The organism is Methylomonas sp. MED-D (assembly GCF_050276835.1).
Classification (GTDB): Bacteria; Pseudomonadota; Gammaproteobacteria; order Methylococcales; family Methylomonadaceae; genus Methylomonas; species Methylomonas koyamae_A.
Genome location: NZ_CP189965.1, coordinates 2816691 through 2834964 on the forward strand (window position 1 = coordinate 2816691; position 18274 = coordinate 2834964).

At 58.6% G+C, this 18274-nt stretch carries 19 protein-coding genes and 1 pseudogene; 4 read left to right on the plus strand and 16 right to left on the minus strand.

Annotation, left to right across the window (positions count from 1 at the left end; all coding sequences use genetic code 11):
* Positions 1 to 7 precede the first annotated feature (7 nt).
* Both ACQE3E_RS12435 and ACQE3E_RS12440 read right to left on the minus strand, forming a co-directional pair.
* Entirely contained in the window at positions 8 to 1600 is a 1593-nt protein-coding gene (locus ACQE3E_RS12435) for an ABC-F family ATPase (RefSeq protein ID WP_427500593.1), read from the minus strand.
* Between the two features lie 337 nt (positions 1601 to 1937).
* The gene (locus ACQE3E_RS12440; protein WP_313730212.1) at positions 1938 to 3062 is read right to left on the minus strand and encodes an aminotransferase class V-fold PLP-dependent enzyme; all 1125 of its coding nucleotides are present in this window, start codon (positions 3060 to 3062) and stop codon (positions 1938 to 1940) included.
* Positions 3063 to 3459: 397 nt separating this feature from the next.
* Here ACQE3E_RS12440 and ACQE3E_RS12445 point away from each other — a divergent pair, with 397 nt between their 5' ends.
* From ACQE3E_RS12445 to ACQE3E_RS12460, 4 genes are all read left to right on the plus strand, one after another.
* Positions 3460 to 5814: a TonB-dependent siderophore receptor gene (locus ACQE3E_RS12445; RefSeq protein WP_313730211.1), complete on the plus strand. Its 2355-nt coding sequence runs from the start codon at positions 3460 to 3462 to the stop codon at positions 5812 to 5814.
* Complete coding sequence (locus ACQE3E_RS12450) at positions 5815 to 6966, plus strand: PepSY-associated TM helix domain-containing protein (protein ID WP_313730210.1); 1152 nt, start codon at positions 5815 to 5817, stop codon at positions 6964 to 6966.
* 648 nt (positions 6967 to 7614) lie between these two features.
* Complete coding sequence (locus ACQE3E_RS12455) at positions 7615 to 7827, plus strand: hypothetical protein (RefSeq protein WP_313730209.1); 213 nt, start codon at positions 7615 to 7617, stop codon at positions 7825 to 7827.
* Between the two features lie 34 nt (positions 7828 to 7861).
* The gene (locus tag ACQE3E_RS12460) at positions 7862 to 9076 is read left to right on the plus strand and encodes an MFS transporter (RefSeq protein ID WP_313730208.1); all 1215 of its coding nucleotides are present in this window, start codon (positions 7862 to 7864) and stop codon (positions 9074 to 9076) included.
* Here the strand turns inward: ACQE3E_RS12460 and ACQE3E_RS12465 are convergent.
* The 14 genes and pseudogenes from ACQE3E_RS12465 to ACQE3E_RS12530 form a co-directional block, all read right to left on the minus strand.
* Positions 9073 to 9651, minus strand: coding sequence for a phosphoglycerate mutase family protein (locus ACQE3E_RS12465; protein ID WP_313730207.1), 579 nt, complete (start codon positions 9649 to 9651; stop codon positions 9073 to 9075). The two genes, ACQE3E_RS12460 and ACQE3E_RS12465, sit on opposite strands and share 4 nt — an antisense overlap.
* 172 nt (positions 9652 to 9823) lie before the next feature.
* Positions 9824 to 10108, minus strand: a pseudogene (locus tag ACQE3E_RS12470) (transposase domain-containing protein); the annotation flags it as partial.
* A gap of 14 nt (positions 10109 to 10122) precedes the next feature.
* A complete protein-coding gene (gene rfaD / locus ACQE3E_RS12475) occupies positions 10123 to 11064 on the minus strand; it encodes an ADP-glyceromanno-heptose 6-epimerase (RefSeq protein ID WP_313730206.1) in 942 nt (313 codons plus the stop codon).
* A gap of 6 nt (positions 11065 to 11070) precedes the next feature.
* Positions 11071 to 11517 carry a 50S ribosomal protein L9 gene (gene rplI / locus ACQE3E_RS12480; RefSeq protein ID WP_064029775.1) on the minus strand — a complete coding sequence of 149 codons (447 nt, stop codon included), beginning with the start codon at positions 11515 to 11517 and terminating at the stop codon, positions 11071 to 11073.
* 42 nt (positions 11518 to 11559) lie between these two features.
* Entirely contained in the window at positions 11560 to 12468 is a 909-nt protein-coding gene (locus tag ACQE3E_RS12485) for a hypothetical protein (RefSeq protein WP_281020188.1), read from the minus strand.
* A 20-nt stretch (positions 12469 to 12488) separates the two neighbouring features.
* Positions 12489 to 12719, minus strand: a complete 231-nt coding sequence (gene rpsR, locus ACQE3E_RS12490) for a 30S ribosomal protein S18 (RefSeq protein WP_013818223.1) — start codon at positions 12717 to 12719, stop codon at positions 12489 to 12491.
* Between the two features lie 18 nt (positions 12720 to 12737).
* Positions 12738 to 13169 carry a 30S ribosomal protein S6 gene (gene rpsF / locus ACQE3E_RS12495; RefSeq protein WP_064029780.1) on the minus strand — a complete coding sequence of 144 codons (432 nt, stop codon included), beginning with the start codon at positions 13167 to 13169 and terminating at the stop codon, positions 12738 to 12740.
* A 201-nt stretch (positions 13170 to 13370) separates the two neighbouring features.
* A complete protein-coding gene (locus tag ACQE3E_RS12500) occupies positions 13371 to 13757 on the minus strand; it encodes a group III truncated hemoglobin (protein ID WP_064029782.1) in 387 nt (128 codons plus the stop codon).
* 214 nt (positions 13758 to 13971) lie between these two features.
* Positions 13972 to 14703 carry a YkgJ family cysteine cluster protein gene (locus tag ACQE3E_RS12505; RefSeq protein WP_313730205.1) on the minus strand — a complete coding sequence of 244 codons (732 nt, stop codon included), beginning with the start codon at positions 14701 to 14703 and terminating at the stop codon, positions 13972 to 13974.
* Between the two features lie 321 nt (positions 14704 to 15024).
* Positions 15025 to 15171, minus strand: coding sequence for a hypothetical protein (locus tag ACQE3E_RS12510; protein WP_157197905.1), 147 nt, complete (start codon positions 15169 to 15171; stop codon positions 15025 to 15027).
* 24 nt (positions 15172 to 15195) lie between these two features.
* Positions 15196 to 15813: a TonB-dependent siderophore receptor gene (locus ACQE3E_RS12515; RefSeq protein ID WP_313730204.1), complete on the minus strand. Its 618-nt coding sequence runs from the start codon at positions 15811 to 15813 to the stop codon at positions 15196 to 15198.
* Between the two features lie 25 nt (positions 15814 to 15838).
* On the minus strand, positions 15839 to 16600 hold the full coding sequence (locus ACQE3E_RS12520; RefSeq protein ID WP_313730203.1) for a TonB-dependent siderophore receptor: 762 nt from the start codon (positions 16598 to 16600) through the stop codon (positions 15839 to 15841).
* Between the two features lie 78 nt (positions 16601 to 16678).
* On the minus strand, positions 16679 to 16912 hold the full coding sequence (locus tag ACQE3E_RS12525) for a hypothetical protein (RefSeq protein WP_313730202.1): 234 nt from the start codon (positions 16910 to 16912) through the stop codon (positions 16679 to 16681).
* Between the two features lie 39 nt (positions 16913 to 16951).
* Positions 16952 to 18232: a PepSY-associated TM helix domain-containing protein gene (locus ACQE3E_RS12530; RefSeq protein WP_313730201.1), complete on the minus strand. Its 1281-nt coding sequence runs from the start codon at positions 18230 to 18232 to the stop codon at positions 16952 to 16954.
* Positions 18233 to 18274: the final 42 nt, after the last annotated feature.

Sequence of the window (18274 nt, forward strand, 5' to 3'; positions counted from 1 at the left end):
GACGGGACTACGCAATATCCTGGCTGCGCAAATACTCTTCGTATTCGCCTTGGTAATCGACAACGCCGCAGGGGGTCAACTCGATAACGCGGGTCGCCAGCGACGAGACGAATTCGCGGTCGTGGCTGACGAAAATCAACGTGCCGGGGTAGTTTTCCAATGCGATGTTCAGCGATTCGATCGATTCCATGTCCAAGTGGTTGGTCGGCTCGTCCAACACCAACACGTTGTTTTTCTGCAGGATCAACTTGCCGAACAGCATCCGGCCTTGTTCGCCGCCGGACAGCACCTTCACCGATTTATTGATCTCGTCCTGCGAAAACAATAAACGCCCCAGGGTTCCGCGTATCACCTGATCGTCGTCGCTTTCCTTGCGCCACTGGCCCATCCAATTGATCAAGGTCAGATCTTCGGCAAAATCCTCGGCGTGGTCTTGCGCGAAATAGCCGACATCGGCGTTTTCGGCCCACTTGACCTCACCTTGATCCGGCGCCAATTCGCCGACCAGGGTTTTCAACAAGGTGGACTTACCGATGCCGTTGGGGCCGATCACCGCCACCCGCTCGCCGGCGGCGATCATCAAATTGAGGTTTTCGAACAAAGGCCGCTCGCCATAGCCTTTGCCAAGGTTTTCCACTTCCACGGCCAAGCGATGCAGTTTTTTGGCTTGGTCGAAACGAATAAAGGGGTTGACCCGGCTGGACGGCTTGACTTCATCGAGCTTGATCTTTTCCAACTGCCGCGCCCGCGACGTGGCTTGCTTGGCCTTGGACGCATTGGCGGAAAAGCGGCTGACGAAGGTCTGCAATTCGGCGATCTGGGCTTTTTTCTTGGCATTGCTGGCCAACAATTGCTCCCTGACCTGGGTCACGGCGGTCATATAGTCGTCGTAGTTGCCCGGATATACCCGCAGCTCGCCATAATCCAGATCGGCCATGTGGGTGCAGACGCTGTTCAAGAAATGCCGATCGTGGGAAATGATCACCATCGTCGATTCGCGCTCATTCAGCACGTTTTCCAGCCAACGTATCGTGTTGATATCCAGGTTGTTGGTCGGCTCGTCGAGCAACATGATGTCGGGATCGGCGAACAAGGCCTGGGCCAGCAACACCCGCAGTTTCCAGCCGGGGGCGACCGCGCTCATCGGACCGTTATGCTGCTCCAGCGGAATATCCAGCCCCAGCAACAGTTCGCCGGCTCGGGATTCGGCGGTGTAACCGTTGTATTCGGCGAATACGGCTTCCAACTCGGCGGCGCGCATGTAGTCGTCTTCGGTCGCGTCCAGATTGGCATAAATGGCGTCGCGTTCCGACATCGCCGCCCACATTTCGGCGTGGCCCATCATCACCACGTCCAATACGCGGCGGTCTTCGTAGGCGAATTGATCCTGACGCAACACGCCGATGCGATCGTTGGGCGCGATGCTGACATTGCCGGCCGACGGCTCCAAATCACCGCTGAGGATTTTCATAAAGGTCGATTTGCCGCAACCGTTCGCGCCGATCAGACCAAAGCGATGGCCGTTGCCGAATTTGACCGAAATGTTTTCGAACAGGGGCTTGGCCCCGAATTGCATCGTGATGTTAGCTGTAGAGATCAAGAAAATATCCGTTAGATAGAGAGGCTGGGCCTAGTTGTACTTTGTCAGATGACTCAATAAGCATCGTCATTCCGGCATGGAGGCCGGACCCGTTAGAGCGCGGAGCGAATCCAAACGCCATGGACGGATTTAGCAGACCATCCACGGCACCGGATGCCCGCTTCCCGGCGGGCATGACGATCTTCAACCAATCTCACAAAGTAGAACTAGCCCGGCCCTAAAAAAGTAGGAGGCGGCATTTTAACAGAGTTGCCGCGCCCCGCCGCCGGCAACACCGCAACCCGGCTTCGGCCAGGCGCCGTCGCGACACCGCTCGGCCCCGGCCCGGCGGAGAGTCTTACAGTTGGTCCAAAGCCGCCGCCAGCGTCGCCACGGTGCGGTCGAGGTTTTGCAGCTTGTCCAAACCGAACAAACCGAGCCGGAAGGTTTTGAAATCCGCACCTTCGCCGCACTGCAACGGCACGCCGGCGGCGATCTGCAAACCCAGATCGACGAATTTCTTGCCGGTCTTGAGGTCGTCGTCGCTGGTGTAGCACACCACCACGCCCGGCGCACCAAAACCGGTCGCGGCGACCGATTTAAAGCCGCGTTCGGCCAGTAAGGCGCGCACGCGACTTCCCAATTCCAGCTGCTCGTCCTTAACCTTGGCGAAACCGTAGGCTTCGGTTTCCAGCATCACCGCGCGCAAGCCGCGCAAACCGTCGGTCGGCATCGTCGCGTGATACGCGTGGCCGCCCTGCTCGTAAGCTTCCATGATTTGCAACCATTTTTTCAGGTCGGCGGCGAAGCTGGTGCTGGTGGTAGCGTCGATGCGCTCGCGCGCCGCCGCACCCAGCATCACCAGGCCGCAACACGGCGACGCGCTCCAGTCTTTCTGCGGCGCGCTGATCAAGATGTCCACGCCAAGCTGCTTCATGTCTACCCAGACCGTGCCGGATGCGATGCAATCCAGCACAAACAGCCCGCCAACCGCGTGCACCGCGTCGGCCAGCGCCCGCAGATAATCGTCAGGCAACATCATGCCGGCCGAGGTTTCCACGTGCGGCGCAAACACAAAATCCGGTTTCTCGCGGGCGATGGCCGCCACCGCTTCCTCGACGGGTACCGGCGTATAGGCCGGTTGCGGTCCCGCTTCGTTGGGCCGGGCCGCCAGCACGACCGCTTCGGATGGGATCGCCCCCATCTCGAAAATCTGGGTCCAGCGATAGCTGAACCAGCCGTTGCGTATCACCAGACATTTTTTGCCGGTGGCGAATTGGCGCGCCACCGCTTCCATGCCGAAAGTCCCTGAACCCGGCACGACGATCGCCGCTTCGGCGTTGTAAACGGTTTTCAGAATGCGCGAGATGTCGCGCAGGGTTTCCTGAAACACTACCGACATATGATTGGTCGCGCGGTCGGTGTAGACCACCGAATATTCCAACAAGCCATCCGGATCGACATGGGCTAATAATCCAGGCACGGTTTCATCTCCTCGTTTGATTAATCTTCAATTAAATTCGAATTTGTCGGATTCCACACAATCTCGGCACGCCCGCCGCGCGAACGTCCACCCGACATCGGACGCGACGGCAGCCGCGGGTCCCGTCGGCCGGCCGACCCGGACCGAGCAAACCGGCCATCTTATCGCGACTTGGCTTAAAAAGTATTCAAGATACGGGCCATATCGGTTTTCGGTGTTCGCGGGTTGGCTGGAAGGCTGGACGGGATGCCAAATCAACATAGGTTGCGGCGCGGCCTGGGAACATGCCCCCAAGTCTTCCGAACCAGCTCGAAGCGGCACAAATCGTCTCTGCTGGCGGGATTTGCAATCCGCTGCGTCTATGCCTGTGTAACCCCCAAAAATGGAGAACAGGAATATGACACCGACAATCAAACGCCTGGCGGCCGGCATCGCGCTGATGTCCGCGCAAGCCTACGCCGAGGAAGGCATCCACCGATTTAACATTCCGGCGCAAAGCCTGGTCTCGGCCTTGCAACAGCTATCGGCCCAGTCCGGCGCAGCGATGCTGTATGCCGAACAATCGGCCGCCGGCAAGACCAGCCCGGCGCTGCAAGGCGATTTCACGCTGACGGAAGCCGTGCGCCGCCTACTGACCGGTAGCGGCCTGACATTCCATATCGGCGCCGACGGTACCGTCACCCTCAAGCCGGCCGGTAACGACGGCGCTTCGACACTGGGCGCGGTGACCGTCACCGCGAATGCCATTTACGACAGCACCAACCCCTACAATCCGGACTACACCCGCCCTACCGCCGCGACCGCCACCAAAACCGATACCGCGCTGATCGAAACCCCGTTTTCGGTCAAGGTGATTCCGCAACAAGTCATCGAGGATCAGCAAGGCGTGCGTTTGGAGCGGGCGCTGCAAAACGTCAGCGGCGTGACCCGCGAGCCGGCCGGCAACTTGACCGTGGAAAGCTTTAACGTGCGCGGCTTTCAAAGTTTTTACACCTACCGCGACGGCCTGCGGATGGGGTTGTTTTCACCCAGGGAAATGGCCAACGTGGAGCGAGTGGAAGTGCTGAAAGGCCCCGGCTCTATTCTGTACGGCCGCGCCGACCCCGGCGGCGTGATCAACATCGTTACCAAGCAACCGTTGGCCGATCCGTATTATTCGTTGCAACAGCAATTCGGCTCTTACGATTTTTACCGCACCGCGATCGACGCGACCGGTCCGTTAACGGCCGACAAATCGCTGCGCTACCGGGTGAACTTGTCCTACGAAGACGCCCACTCGTTCAAGGAATTCAACAAGAACGAAAACATCTTCGTCGCGCCGGTCCTGGTCTGGGAAATCAGCCCGCGCACCCGCGTTGGCCTGGAACTGGAATACGCCAACATCCGCTCGCCGGTTGACATCGGCATTCCGCCGCTGAACGGCAAGCCGATTCTACTGCCGCGCGAACGCAATCTCGGCGAATCCTGGGCCAAGCGCAATAACGAACAGATCTTGGTGGGGCTGAATTGGTCGCACGACTTCAACGAAGACTGGAACATCAAGCAACGCTTCAACACGCAGCTGGTCACCGAGGACGAAGTGTATGTGGGCCGCAACGGCTGGATTGGCGACGGCGTGGACAGCCGCTATTACGGTCAGCAAACCGATACGATGAACACTTATTTCACCAACGTCGACCTGACCGGCAAGTTCGACACCTGGGGTGCCAAGCACACGCTGTTGCTCGGCGGCGATTACTATCAGCAAGACGAAGTGGCCGCTTACGCCGACTACATCGGCGACTTGCCAATCAACGTTTACAACCCCAGCCATTTGGCCAACCGGCCGTCGCTGGCCGACGGCAGCGCCGGCCAGTACGGTAGCCTGACCGAGTGGTACGGCGTATATTTGCAGGACCAAGTCAAACTGCCCTTCAACCTGCACGCCCTGGGCGGCTTACGTTACGACAACGCCACCACCACCGACAACTTCGCGCCGTTCAGCAGCTACGTCGACGACCGGGTCAGCCCGCGCGGCGGTCTGTTGTGGCGGCCGATTCCGCAATTGTCGGTCTACGGCAGCTACACCGAAAACTTCGGCGCGACCAACGCCTTCGATCAGGATAACAAGCCGCTCCGGCCGCAAACCGCGCGGCAATGGGAAGTCGGCGTCAAGACCGAGCTGTGGGACGAACGCTTCACCGGCACGCTGGCCTACTTCGACTTGACCAAGCAAAACATGCCGACCGTCGATCCGCTGCATCCCAACCGCTCGGTGGCCATCGGCGAAGTAGCAAGCCGCGGCCTGGAAGTCGATTTGGCCGGCAAGCTCCTGCCCGGCTGGCAGATCATCGGCGCCTACGCCTACACCCCCTTCGTCGAAGTCACCAAGGATTATGCCGACGACGGCACCGGCAACGTGACGCCCGGCAAAACCGGCAAGCGCAACCCCAACGTCGCCCGCCACAACGGCAGCTTGTGGACCACCTACGAATTCCAGTCCGGCGACCTGAACGGTCTGACGCTGGGTGGCGGCGCGACCGCGATCGGCAACCGCAAGGGCGACTTCGACAACAGCTACACCCTACCCGGCTACGCCACCTTTAACCTGATGGCCGGCTATAAACTCAAGCTCGGCGGCAGCCGGGCCAGCCTGCAGCTGAACGTGGACAACCTGCTGGACAAGACCTATTACTCCGGCAGCAACGGCGGCCAGGTCATCCATTACGGCATGCCGCGCACCTTCATGGGCTCGTTGCGTATCGAGTATTGAATGAGCCGCCAGCGCCTACGCGGCCTCTGGTTGAGGCTGCATCGTTATCTGGGCCTGATCCTGGGCCTGCCGCTAACGCTGATCGGCCTGAGCGGCAGCCTGATCGTGTTCGGTTGGCCGCTGGATGCCTGGTTGAATCGTGAGCTGACGCGGGTAGCGGTTCCGCCCGGCGCGGTGACGCGGCCCTTGGCCGAAATCATCGCGGCGGCGCGGGCCTACCTACCGGCCGATGCCGCGCCGCTGGACTGGCTGATGTTTCCGCAGCGCGCCGATCAAGCCTTCCGCTTCAGTTACCGCCTGCCGGCATCGCCGGACAGCTACGAAATTTTCATCGATCCCTACACCGCTAGCGTGGTCGGCCAGCGCTTGTGGGGCGACTTCGCCGCCTGTTGCAGTTGGCACGGACCGATCATGACCGTGATTTACCGATTTCACGACTCGTTTTGGCTGGGCGAAACCGGCCAAACCCTGGTGGGCGGCATCGGCTTGATCGGTTTGGTTTCGGTCCTGAGCGGTATCGCGTTGTGGTGGCCGACCCCCGGCAAATGGCGCGCGGCGTTGACGGCCAAGGCCGGTGCCAGCCGCCAACGGCGGGTGTTCGATCTGCATAAATTGGCCGGGAGCTATGGGTTTGTCGTGTTCGCCGCGTTGTTGTTCACCGGCGCCTACATGAACTTTCCGGCGCAAAGCCGGGCCATCGTCGATCGCTTTTCGCCGCTGACGACCGCGCCGGACGACTTGCACTCGACGCCCGGCGCCGGCCTCGCGCTGTCGGTGGATGCCGCCGTCGCGGCGGCGCGGCGCTATTTTCCCGGCGGCAAACCGGCGACGCTGGCCTTGCCGACCATGCCGGACGGCGTCTACGTCGTCGAGTTGTTCGGCGGCGACGAAGTGACGCCGACGCTGGCCGGCCATCGCCTGACCATCGATCAATATTCCGGCGCCCTATTGCACCGAACCGACCCGGCCCACCTCAGCGCCGGCGACCGCTTTCACGCCTGGCAATTCGGCCTGCACAGCGGTCAGGCCTTGGGCTTGGCCGGACAACTGTTGGTGATAGCCTGCGGTCCGGTACCGGCGATACTGTACGTGACCGGTTTCATCCGCTGGCGGCAAAAACGCAGGGCCCGCCTCTTGGCGGACCAACGCTAGATTGGGCCGGTAACATGATTATTGATCCGGCCTCGGGACCGTTAAAAGGCCATTCGCCTGGGTCCGGTCAAATACGCGCTCGCTGGTGCTTGAATTACGCGGCCGACCCGACCATTTACAACGTAAGTGCAATGAAACCAAACAATCGGGTCTTAACCGTTCCTTGAGCGGAGCCGAAGGGAACCTCAAACATCAACCATTCCCCGAGCGGAGCCGGGCCGGGTTTTATCCGTCCGTCCCTCATGCGGAGTTGGGCCGACTTATCCGTTCCCTGACTGTAATCCCGGTCGGGCCTCAACCGTTCCCTGACCGTAATCCCGGTCGAGCCTCAACCGTACCCTGAGCGGAGCCGAAGGGAACTTCAAACATCAAAAACCTAAATTGCTAGAAAGCGCAGCCCCAAAACCGGGTATCGTTGGCTCGACGCCGGGCAAAAAATACTCGGCACCGGGTATCAACGGCATCGGCGGCGCAAAACTCAACGGAGCGCTAACGCGGCAGCGCTGGATCGGATAAGCCGTCCACGCTGCGATCTGTTGCGAGCGGTCGCGGTCGATCCGAGCGCGGAGACCGCCGCCGCCCAGGCGTTTTTGACCCAGGTCCGCTCCGGTTTCGCGGTCGCCGCCCAATCCGCGCCGGCAATGCGCGATGAATTTTGCTGTGGAAGCCGTGCCGTCGCCGTTGTCGATCGATCGGAAAGACCGGCGGCGCGACATCCACAAAGGCTTCCGCTTCGGCGAGGTCAACGATCCACGCAAGGCTCAACCAATCGCCGGCCGAACCGGCAATCCAAGGCCTTGGCGGCGCGGGGTTGCGGCACATTGCCGGAAGCCGGCCCACCCTGCATCCGGATGCCTGTAAAATCGCGGTTTTGTTGTCTGCTTCGCCAAGCCCCGTGACCGCCGCCGCCAGTCGTCTCCATCATTTCCGCTCGCCCTTCGACGATGGGCGATCCATCGCGATTTCGCTGTACATGACGCTGGTCGGCTACGGTGTGTTGGTGGCCTTGCCGGCGATCAGTGCCGCACGCGTGGCCTTGCTGGGGTTTTCCGAAGAACAGGTCGGCCGGCTGTCCAGCGCCGATTTGGGCGGCTTGGCCGCCGGCGCGGCGCTGGGCGCGGCCTTGATTGCCAAGGGCAACCGGCGGCGCCTGGTATGGCTGGGCGCGCTGACCGTGATCGTCGCCAATGTCTTGTGTCTGCGTTATCAACAATACCCGATCACGCTGCTTCTTCGACTGCTGGCCGGCTTGGGCAGCGGTCTGTACACGTCGGTGGCGGTGGCCAATCTGGGCGCCACCGCGCGGCCGGCCCAGGCCTATAACCGCATGCTGTTCGCGTTCGCGTTTTCCCAGGCGCTGGAATTGCAGGTATTGCCGCACTTGTCGATGAACGGCATTTACGCCGGTTTCATCGCGGCCTACGCCCTCGGTCTGGCGGGGCTGAACTGGATGCCCGCCCACGCCGCGGACCGCCAGTTGGACGTGGCCGTCGATGTCGAGAATGGCGAAGGCCACCGCGTCGAACATCGCCGCGTGCCGGCCTATCTGGTTTGGCTGTGCCTGCTGGCGATATTGCTGACCTATACCAACATCGGCGGTTATTGGACCTATATCGAACTCGCGGCCCGCTCGGCCGGCGTCGCGCCGGATTGGATCAGCCGCTTGCTGGTGTGGGGTTCGCTGGCCGGGATTTTGGGTTGCTTGCTGGCGACCCGGATCAGCAACCGCTTCGGCTTGGCCAGGCCGCTATTGGCGGCGTTGATGATGATGGCGGCGGCGGTCGGCTTGCTCGGCTTGGGCATGAATACCGCGAGCGTGACGCTGAGCCTGTTGGCGTTCAATTGGCTGTGGATTTTTATCGACGTGTATCAAATGGGTTTTATCGCCAACGCCGACCACTCCGGCCGCTATTCGTCGCTGATTCCCGCCGCGCAAGGCTTAGGGCAAATCTTCGGCCCCAACCTCGCCGCATCGCTGCTGGCCGGCGGCGCCGATTACCCAACGCTGTTTAGCATGTGCGCGCTGTTCGCGTTGCTGGCCTGGCTGACCTATCTGGCGACCTACTTTCGGCTGCGCCGCCTGATACCGGAATTGGCCGACGCCGCTTAATCGCCGACCGAAGCGGTGCCGGGCCGCTGATATACCGCGAATGCCCAAAAGTCATGGTCCTGTTTCGCGGGACCGCTCCAGCCCTGGGCCCGCAATTCCCGCGCGATCAAGTAGTTGATGACGCCATGCCCCACCAAGACCACCGGCTCAAGTTCGGCGGCCAGGCCAATCAAGCGCTGGGCCGCGGTCCGCGCGCGGCGCCTGGCGTTGCGATACGATTCGCCATTTCGGGCATATCCCGCCAACCATGCCAAACGCAACAAGGTCAACCAAACCGAAATCGGCAGCTTTAAAGCACCGCTACTGAAATGCGGCAACGCCGCTTCGCGAAACACCGCCTCCGCCGCTTGCCGATCGTCGAATCCCAAGGCCCGCGCCGACTGCCGGGCGCGCGGCAAATCGCTGCAAACCGCCCGCTTGGCGCCGGCGGCGATCGCCAACGTTGCCGGCGGCGGCGTATCGACGATGTCGGCGTTTTGGTAGGCGCGAGCAATGCCGGCCAGCTCGCGAGCCCTGGCCCTGCCGGTCAGCGCCACGGCCGGCCGACCATGGCGAATCAGGATAATGCGTGGCATACCGTTAGGTTTGGATAAAATCTCAGGTTAACACGATCCCGCACAAACGGCGTGGGGCGGATTAAACCTATCGCGACGCAAGCGCTAGCCGACACAAAGCAACTCATGACCCGGCGTACACATTTGGGACAATCGGAATTACCTTACCAACGCCGCCGGAGAAGGTGGCGCGTTACGATTCAACGCCACCGAATTGGAAGCGAAATCGAATAAGCTGGCAGCGAACACTTGCCCTGTTGCAAGGTAGCAGGGCGTCGAAGTCTTCGACGGTTTTGACCTGCGGCAACAGACGGAACAATTCCACCAAATAGCTGTAGGGATCGATGCGGTTGGCTTTGCAGGTTTCGATGAGCGAATAGAGATTGGCGCTGGCCTGAGCACCAGCCACCGTGTCGCAGAACAACCAGTTGCGGCGTCCTGTTACGAAGGGGTGTATGGAGTTTTCGCAGAGGTTGTTGCAGCGTTTTTATCTTAGCTGTTCAGCCATTGCATATATAAACGCACGCCTTCTTCGACGGTTTTAAACCGCAGGTCGCAACCGCTGGCGCGCAATTTATCGAGATTGGCTTCGGTAAAGCTCTGATAGCAACCTTTTAGGTGCTCGGGGAAGGGAATGTATTCGATACGACCGCGACCGTAATAGGCGATGACGGCGTTGGCGACATCGTTAAAGGTCTGGCTGCGGCCGGTACCGCAATTGAAAATACCGGAAACCGCCGGATGATCGAGGAACCACAAATTGACGTCGACCACGTCGCCGACGTAAACGAAGTCGCGGCGTTGCTCGCCGTTACCGTAACCGTCGCAACCTTCGAATAGCTTGATCGCGTCGGCTTGTTTGATTTGGTTGTTCAGATGAAACGCAACGCTGGCCATGCTGCCTTTGTGGGCTTCGCGCGGACCGTAGACGTTGAAATAACGCAACCCGACGACCTGGGCGGTCAACTGTGTTTGCCGGCGCAGGTATTGGTCGAATTGAAACTTGGAATAACCGTAGACGTTCAGCGGACCTTCGTAGGCCAATTCTTCCTTGAACGTCGGATCGGCGCCATAGGTCGCGGCGCTGGACGCGTAAATGAACGGGATTTTATGGCTCTGGCAATAATGAAACAGCGTCTTCGTGTATTCGTAGTTATTGTCCATCATGTAACGGCCGTCCCATTCGGTCGTCGCCGAACAAGCTCCCTGATGGAGAATCGCCTCTATCGCTTCGGCCCGGAACGCGCCTTGTTGGAGACGTTCCAGAAAAGTACTTCTATCCAGGTAGTCGGCGATCCGGCACTCGACCAGATTTTTATATTTGACCCCGTTGGTCAAATGATCGACCACCAAAATATCGTCGTAACCGCGAGCATTCAGCCCCAGCACCAGATTGCTGCCGATGAAGCCGGCCCCTCCGGTTACGACGATCATACCGGATTACTCGGCGACGACTTTGATCGGTAAGGTCACGACCACGTCGGCATGCAGGTTGAATGCGATGCCGTACTCGCCGATGTTGCGAATCACGCCGTTCGGCAAACGAACTTCGTGTTTCTCGACTTTAACGCCGGCCGCAGTCACCGCGTCTGCAATGTTGTGGGTGCCGACGGAACCGAACAGACGGCCTTCGTCGCCGGTTTTGTGAGCGATGACAATGCTCAATTTGCTCAAGGCTTCGCCGCGAGCGGTAGCAGCGGCCAATTTGTCGGCGGCTTGTTTTTCCAGTTCGGCGCGGCGTTCTTCGAATTCCTTGATTTTCGCTGGCGTGGCCAATACGGCCTTGCCTTGCGGAATCAAGTAATTTCTGCCATAGCCAGCCTTGATGCTGACTTTGTCGCCCAGGTTGCCCAAGTTGGCGGTTTTTTCCAGAAGAATGACTTCCATCTTAATTACCTCGTATCGACCATCGGTCGAAAATTAGGAGCCTCAGGCCCCGTTGGATTTGAATTTATTACGTAAGTCCAGCCAAGGATCGACGACGCCGCAAAGCGCGATTAACGCCATGACATGCGGAACGGCAACCAGCGTGATATATAACAGCGGCACCATGAAACGCGCCCAGTTACCGGCGGCGAATACCGCATGCAGCAAGGCCGTGCCTATCGTCGTGTACAACGCGAACAACACCAGCAATACGTTCCAGCTTAGCTCGGAGGCAAGCCCGGACGTGACCGAGGCGAAACCCAGCAGGGCCAAGGTTGCGAAAGCCAGCGGCCGGTGTCCGGCAAGAGCGATGAACTCGCTACGAAAGCCGCCGGGGTTATACAACAAGGCTTGCCACCAGCGCGCCAAAAACAAGCCCAGCAACAGACCGTAAATGCTGCCGGCCGCGATGACGCCTGTCATATAATGCGCAAACTTATCCGCCGCCTCTTTTACATTAACCGCTGGAATATCCGGTTTGGCGGCCAACATGGGTTGTATCAGCAATTCGAGCACGCCGCGCCATAAACCGGCGGGCTCGCTCAAAAACAAATACACGGCAATTACCGCCAAAATACCCAGACCCACCGCCGTTTCAACCGCCACGCTGAGTAACCGGCCTTCCCGCAGCACAATGGCAATCAGCCAGACCGGCAACCACAACACTAAGCCGTACAACAGTGCGAATTGGTAACCGCCCAGCAACACCAAGCTCAATAAGCCGGCTGCCAGACAGGCGCAAATCAGTACGTACAAACCTTCGCTGGCGCCTCGCCGCAACGTGACTAAAGCCACCGAGGCCGAACTTACAATACTTGCCGGAGGAAAAGGCAGCGATAGCAACGCGGCGGTGGATGCCACCGTCATTGCCGACATCCGTCCTTTCATGATGAAAGTCGCTAAAAACCGCACGCCGCCCTCCCCGGCGTCAATTATTTATGCGCGTCGCAGAACGGCAGCAACGCCAGGAAGCGAGCCTGTTTGATCGCCGAGGTCAGTTGCCGTTGATATTTCGCGCTGGTACCGGTGATGCGGCTTGGGATAATCTTGCCGGTCTCGGTAATGTATTCGCTGAGCAGATCGAGATCTTTGTAATCGATGACGATTGCGTCTTCGCCGCTGAAACGGCAACCCTTTTTACGTCTGATATTGTTACGTGCCATGTTATTACTCTCGATAAATTATTCGGAATCGGTCGCTGCCGCTTCGGTTTCTTCCACAGCGGGTGCTTCTGGCTCTTCCTGCTCTTCCTCGACTTCGTCCTTGCCGCGGCCGCCGGATTTTTGGCCGTCGCCACCGCTGGTGGCAATCGCGGAAGGCGCGGTCACGGCTTCTTTTTGCGCCAGGGTCTGGCTGCGCAGGATGGCATCGTTAAAACGGAAACCGGCTTCCAGTTCTTCGAGCGTGGCTTGGCCGCATTCGATATTCATCAGCACGTAATGGGCTTTGTGGATTTTTTTGATCGGGTAGGCCAAATGTCTACGGCCCCAATCTTCCAGACGATGGACTTTCCCGCCCGCCTCTTCGACGGTGGATTTGTAACGCTCTACCATAGCCGGCACCTGAGCACTTTGGTCAGGATGGACTAAGAAGACAATTTCGTAATGACGCATGATTTCTCCTTACGGTTTAAACAGCCTCCCGCCGTGGATTGGCGATGAAGCAAGGGATAGGACAAAATGCCCTAAAAAGCCGCCGATTATAGAAAACTTAAGCACTGTAATGCAAAGGTTTTATACACGGAGACCTAAAGCGGTCTCCGCTGATCGGTTTTAAAGGGTGGAAAGGGGTGATTTCCGGGCGAAGAACCCAGGCTAGCACGACTTGACTGGGTTGTAATCGAAAAACATGCCGTGTTTAAAACCTTCCGCCATCTGTTCCGCTTTGGCGATGGCCCGGCCGGCCGCTTCAGCCGGCAACGCTTCGACAGCGGTTTCCCTGAACAGCGCCAGCCAGCGATCGAAGTGTTCCAGCTTCAAGCGTAAACGGGCATGCACCGGGTAAGGCGTACCGTGGTAACGATCGGTCTGCAACAAGGCATGCGACCAAAAGTTTTCGACGATGCGATGGTGCGCGTCCCAGTCGTCGATGGCGGCGTCGAATATCGCCTGCAGTTCCGGGTCGGCGGCGGCCTTTCCGTAAAAGCGCCGCACCAAATCGGCGATGTGCGCTTCAGTTAAGGATTCATCAAGGGCATTCATTAGGGAATCTCGTTGTATTCGTAAGTAACACCGTACTGTCGTCATCGCACTTCAAGTTTCAGAGTCTTTTCCCGCACCCCGAGGTTGACGGAGCGGATGCGCCTCACTCTGAAATGCAAAAGGTATCGTCGCCAACTCCCACGCCGTTTTAAATCCGCTGCCGCCGGCATCGGCCGGCGCCGAGCGATCGTAACTAGCGCCCAACAGGCCAGACTCAGGCCAGCAACTTCAGCGTATCGAAAGTGCGCGCCATTTCCTCGCGCCCCACGTCGCCAGTCGCGGCCGGAAAAAATACGTCTTCACCCACCAGCCACGCCGCTTGACTATCCGCATCACCCAGCGCCATCGTCACCGCGCGGTTCAACTCGTATAACTCCCAGGCGTAACCGGCATCGCGCAACGCCGATTGCATCGCGTTCTGAATCAAACCGCGGAAAGTGCGGTGCGGCTCGGAAATCGGCACCCGATCGGCGCGACCGGCAAATGCATCGACGCAAGCGCGCCGGTCGTAGGAAGCGTGTCCGCGACAGGCCAATGGCCGCACTTGATAAATCGCACAAGCACCGCGCCGAATGAACGGGCAAGCCCGCCGCAACTTAACTCGCTCCGCTTCATTCAAGCCGGCGGTTTGACGATCGGCCTTGGCGAGTAGATCGGCCAGACCTAATTCGCTGTTCTGGCTCGCGGTCCAGCGAATATAGCGTGCGATCAACAACACCTCCGGCGCGGTCGCAGTGACCCGCAACGTGCAACAGGTGGCGCAGCCCTTGTCGCAAGCGATGGGCGGATGGCCTTCGGTTTCTTCGGCGACGTTACCGTCAAAGCTACTGAAGGCCTGGGACAATAGGCCGTCGATCAAATCCGGGCGGCCGCGCCGCGCCGCCAACGTGTCGGCAAACGCCTCGCTTTGCGCGGCGAAAAAACCCAAGCAATCGTCTTCGTTCATCCCGCCTCCCGGCACGCGTTACGGAGGGCCGTTGCCCCCTCGGTTAAATTACCACGCGTATTCTATGGGAAAGAACTGCTTTACGCCTAGAGGAGAAACCGGTAGTGGTTAATTCTACCTTGTCAGATTCTCGGTAGTGCTCGTCATTTCGGCAGGGATTGTCGAAATCCAGACCCCACGGACGGATCGAAGCTGCACTGGACGCCCGCATCCCGGCGGGTATGACGGCGTTGCTTAAATCTGAATAAAAGAGCGACTTCGACACTATATAGCTTGCTCCTTGCGCCAAACACAAACGTATCAGGCCGGCGGGGTGGTGGTTTAAAACTCCACCTTGACCATGCCCATCACCGTCGTCGGCGCGCCTGGCATGATGCCGTAACCAATAGGCACCAGCGATAAAGCGCCATTGGTACTTTCGTAATAGCCCTTGTCCAATATGTTGTAGACGTTGATTTGGGTGGTCAACTTGGTTTTTCCGACTTTGAAGCCCTAGCTGGCCATCAAGTCCACGGTCGCGTAACCCGGCAATTGAATATCATTGGTCAAATCACCTTCGCGCTGATCCCGCATCACCACGCCCGCGCCGAATTTCAAGCCGCGCAGAGCCGTGTCCTGCAATTCGTAGGTATTCCAAAGCGAGGCGGCGTTGCGCGGCACGTTGGGTAAGCGGTGGCCTACGTTGCCGGTACCGCCCGAGTTGTCGCTGTCGTTGATGACTCGGGCATCGACGTAAGCGTAATTGCCGATCACCCGCCAACCCGGCAATATCTCGTCGGCCACATCCATTTCCACGCCGCGACTGCGTACTTCGCCGATCGCCACCATCGCGCCGTTCAGCAAACCCAGGGGACTGGTATCCAGTATCGGCAGATTTTGCTTGGTAATCTCGAACCAGGCCAACGAACCGGTCAGCTTACCGCCGAACCATTCGGTTTTGATGCCGGCTTCGTATTGTTGCGCGGTCAAGGCCGGCAAGGGTTGCTGATTGGAATTGTGTCCTTGGCTCAAACCGAAGTTCTCGACGTAATTGCCGTAAACGCTGACTTCCTTGATCGGTTGCCAGACAATGCCGAAGCGGGGCTTGACCGCGGTTTCGGCGTTGGACACCGGCGTATAGGCTTGTAACGGCCGATTAGGATCGGCAAAGTGTAAGTCCTTGGCGGCTACCGATCGGCACGAACTGCGGATTCAAATCGCTGAGCGGCAAATACGAGATGTCGAAACGGTGATTGATTTTCCAATTGTCGTTAAAAGCGTGCGACCGGTCGAACCCAAAACTGATGCGTTCCGAATCCAGCTTGCTGTCGGGTCCGGACAGGCTTAGAGAATTGGCCGGCGCAACCGGTCGATTGCTGTTATTCGGCGCCAGGAATCCGTAGTCGGTGGCATTGTTGCTGCGCTGGTATTCCAGATGTAGATCCAAGCGGGCTCGATCGGAAATATTCCAACGCAGATTCGGCGCCAGAAACACCCGCTCGTGTTCGACAAAATCGCGATACGAACCGCTGTTCTCGTAGGCCAGATTGACCCGGTATAACAGCGACTTGTCGCCGGTGATCGGTCCAGTGCTGTCCACGGTGGTGCGATAAAAGTCGTAGGAACCGCACTGCTGAGCAACGGCGGTATACGCTTCATCCAACGGTTTTTTGGTGACCAGGTTGACGATGCCGCCAGGCTCCATCCGCCCGTACAGAATCGACGCCGGCCCTTTTAACACCTCCACTTTTTGGATATTCGCCAACTCGCGAAAACCGTCGGCAATACGGATGCTGGGCACCCGCATGCCGTCCCGATAGTAATCCTGGGGCACGAAGCCGCGAATCACCCAACCGTTTTGCTGGCCGTAAGCCGCGCCGACGCCGCCGGCCGGAATCACGTCGCTGACGTTCTCCAAGGCTTTATCCTAAAAAGAGCAGTTTGGCGATGAAAAATCCCGTTCGTCCTGAGCTTGTCGAAGGGCGCGCGGGATTTTTCATTCACCCGTTTGGTGAGTGTATTGCGAGCCGTCCATGCTTTGACGTTGCTCAGCACGAACGGCCCGCAATACACGCCAACTGCCCTTTTTAGGTTTATCCAATCTGACCGACTGCCGGTCTTCCAACACCTGCTTAGGGACGACTTGTATCGAAAACGGCGTTTCCATGACCGGCGTGTCGGTTTTGGTGGCAGTCGACGAGTTACGCAAGCGACGGAAGACTGGCCGCACGCTAAATCGTTTCGATGCTCGGACCAATCAAAACCGCCTTCATCGGCCCGACGTTACCGAACCAAGCACGCGCGAAATTCGTTTGGCCCGCCGTTTTTGGCGCCAGCGTATCACGCCGGTGACGAATAATACCGGACAAGCCAAACCGCTCGACAACACCAGAATCCGCCCCGGCCAGCCGAAGGCATGGCCGCTATGCAAGGGCCATTGCCAATCGTAGAAAACGTCGGCGTTGGAGCCGGTGCCGGAATCATAGACTTTCAGAATTTCGCCGTTGTATTGATCGACGGCAATCTCCCGATAGCCGACGAAGCGGCTTAATTCTTCGATGTCGCGCTTCATGACCCGGAACACGTCGGTTCTGTCTTTGGGGGCATTCAGCATCCATAGCCGGCCGCCGGGGTAGTTTTGCTGCACGATCGCTTCCACCCGCAACGAGCTTATCGCCACTTGTCCCTCAACCGGAGTGGCACTATCGATGGTTTCCGGAATACCGCTGTAGGCATTGGGCCGGGTCATCGTCGAGAACGGCTTGACTACTACGTCTACTCGCTCAGGCAGGGTCATGTAAATACCGGAAAACAATACCGGCAATAACACGATGCTGAAATAGAAGCCGGCGGTTTTATGCAGATCGAAGTTAAACCTGACCGAGCCCACCTTGGCTTTAAATGTCAGTGCTTGTCTGAATTTGCCGGTAAGCGGCCACCAGACGATCAAGCCGGTCAATACCGAAATAATCGAAAATGCGCCGAGAATCGCGACGATAGTGCCGCCGCTTTTGCCCATCAGCAAACACCAATGCAGTTGCATGATGAAACTGACCAAGGGCCGACCCCAGTATCGATCTTTCGGATGCCAGAGTTGTAAGCCCTGAACTCGCGCGGTGTAAGGATCGACGAAAATGTAATAGCCGTCACCCTTGCCTGACGGGGTTTGTTCCCGGACAAAATATAAAAATTTATAGGCAATATCGGCTTTGCGTGGGTAGTACACTTTAAAAAAGTGGCTGCCCGCCGGTTTAGCGTTTTCGGCCGCCGCGACTATGTCATCCAATGGGCGTAAATTGCGCCTCCCCTCGGCCGGTAAGGATACGACCGACAACTCCGGGTTCAAAATCTCCTGCAGTTCCTGGTAGAACACCAGGATGCCGCCGGTCAGACCGACAACGGCCAGCAACAATCCCGCGCTCAAGCCGAGATAAAGATGAAACGCCAGCCAGCGTTTCCGACGGGCTTTGAGCGCGTTTAAACGGCGGGCGGAAACTGCCGACGAAGCAAGCTCAGCCATTCGCGAGTAATTCTCGGATGCTGGTTTCATGGCGATTTTCATAAACGTCAATGACTGAAAAATACGACACGG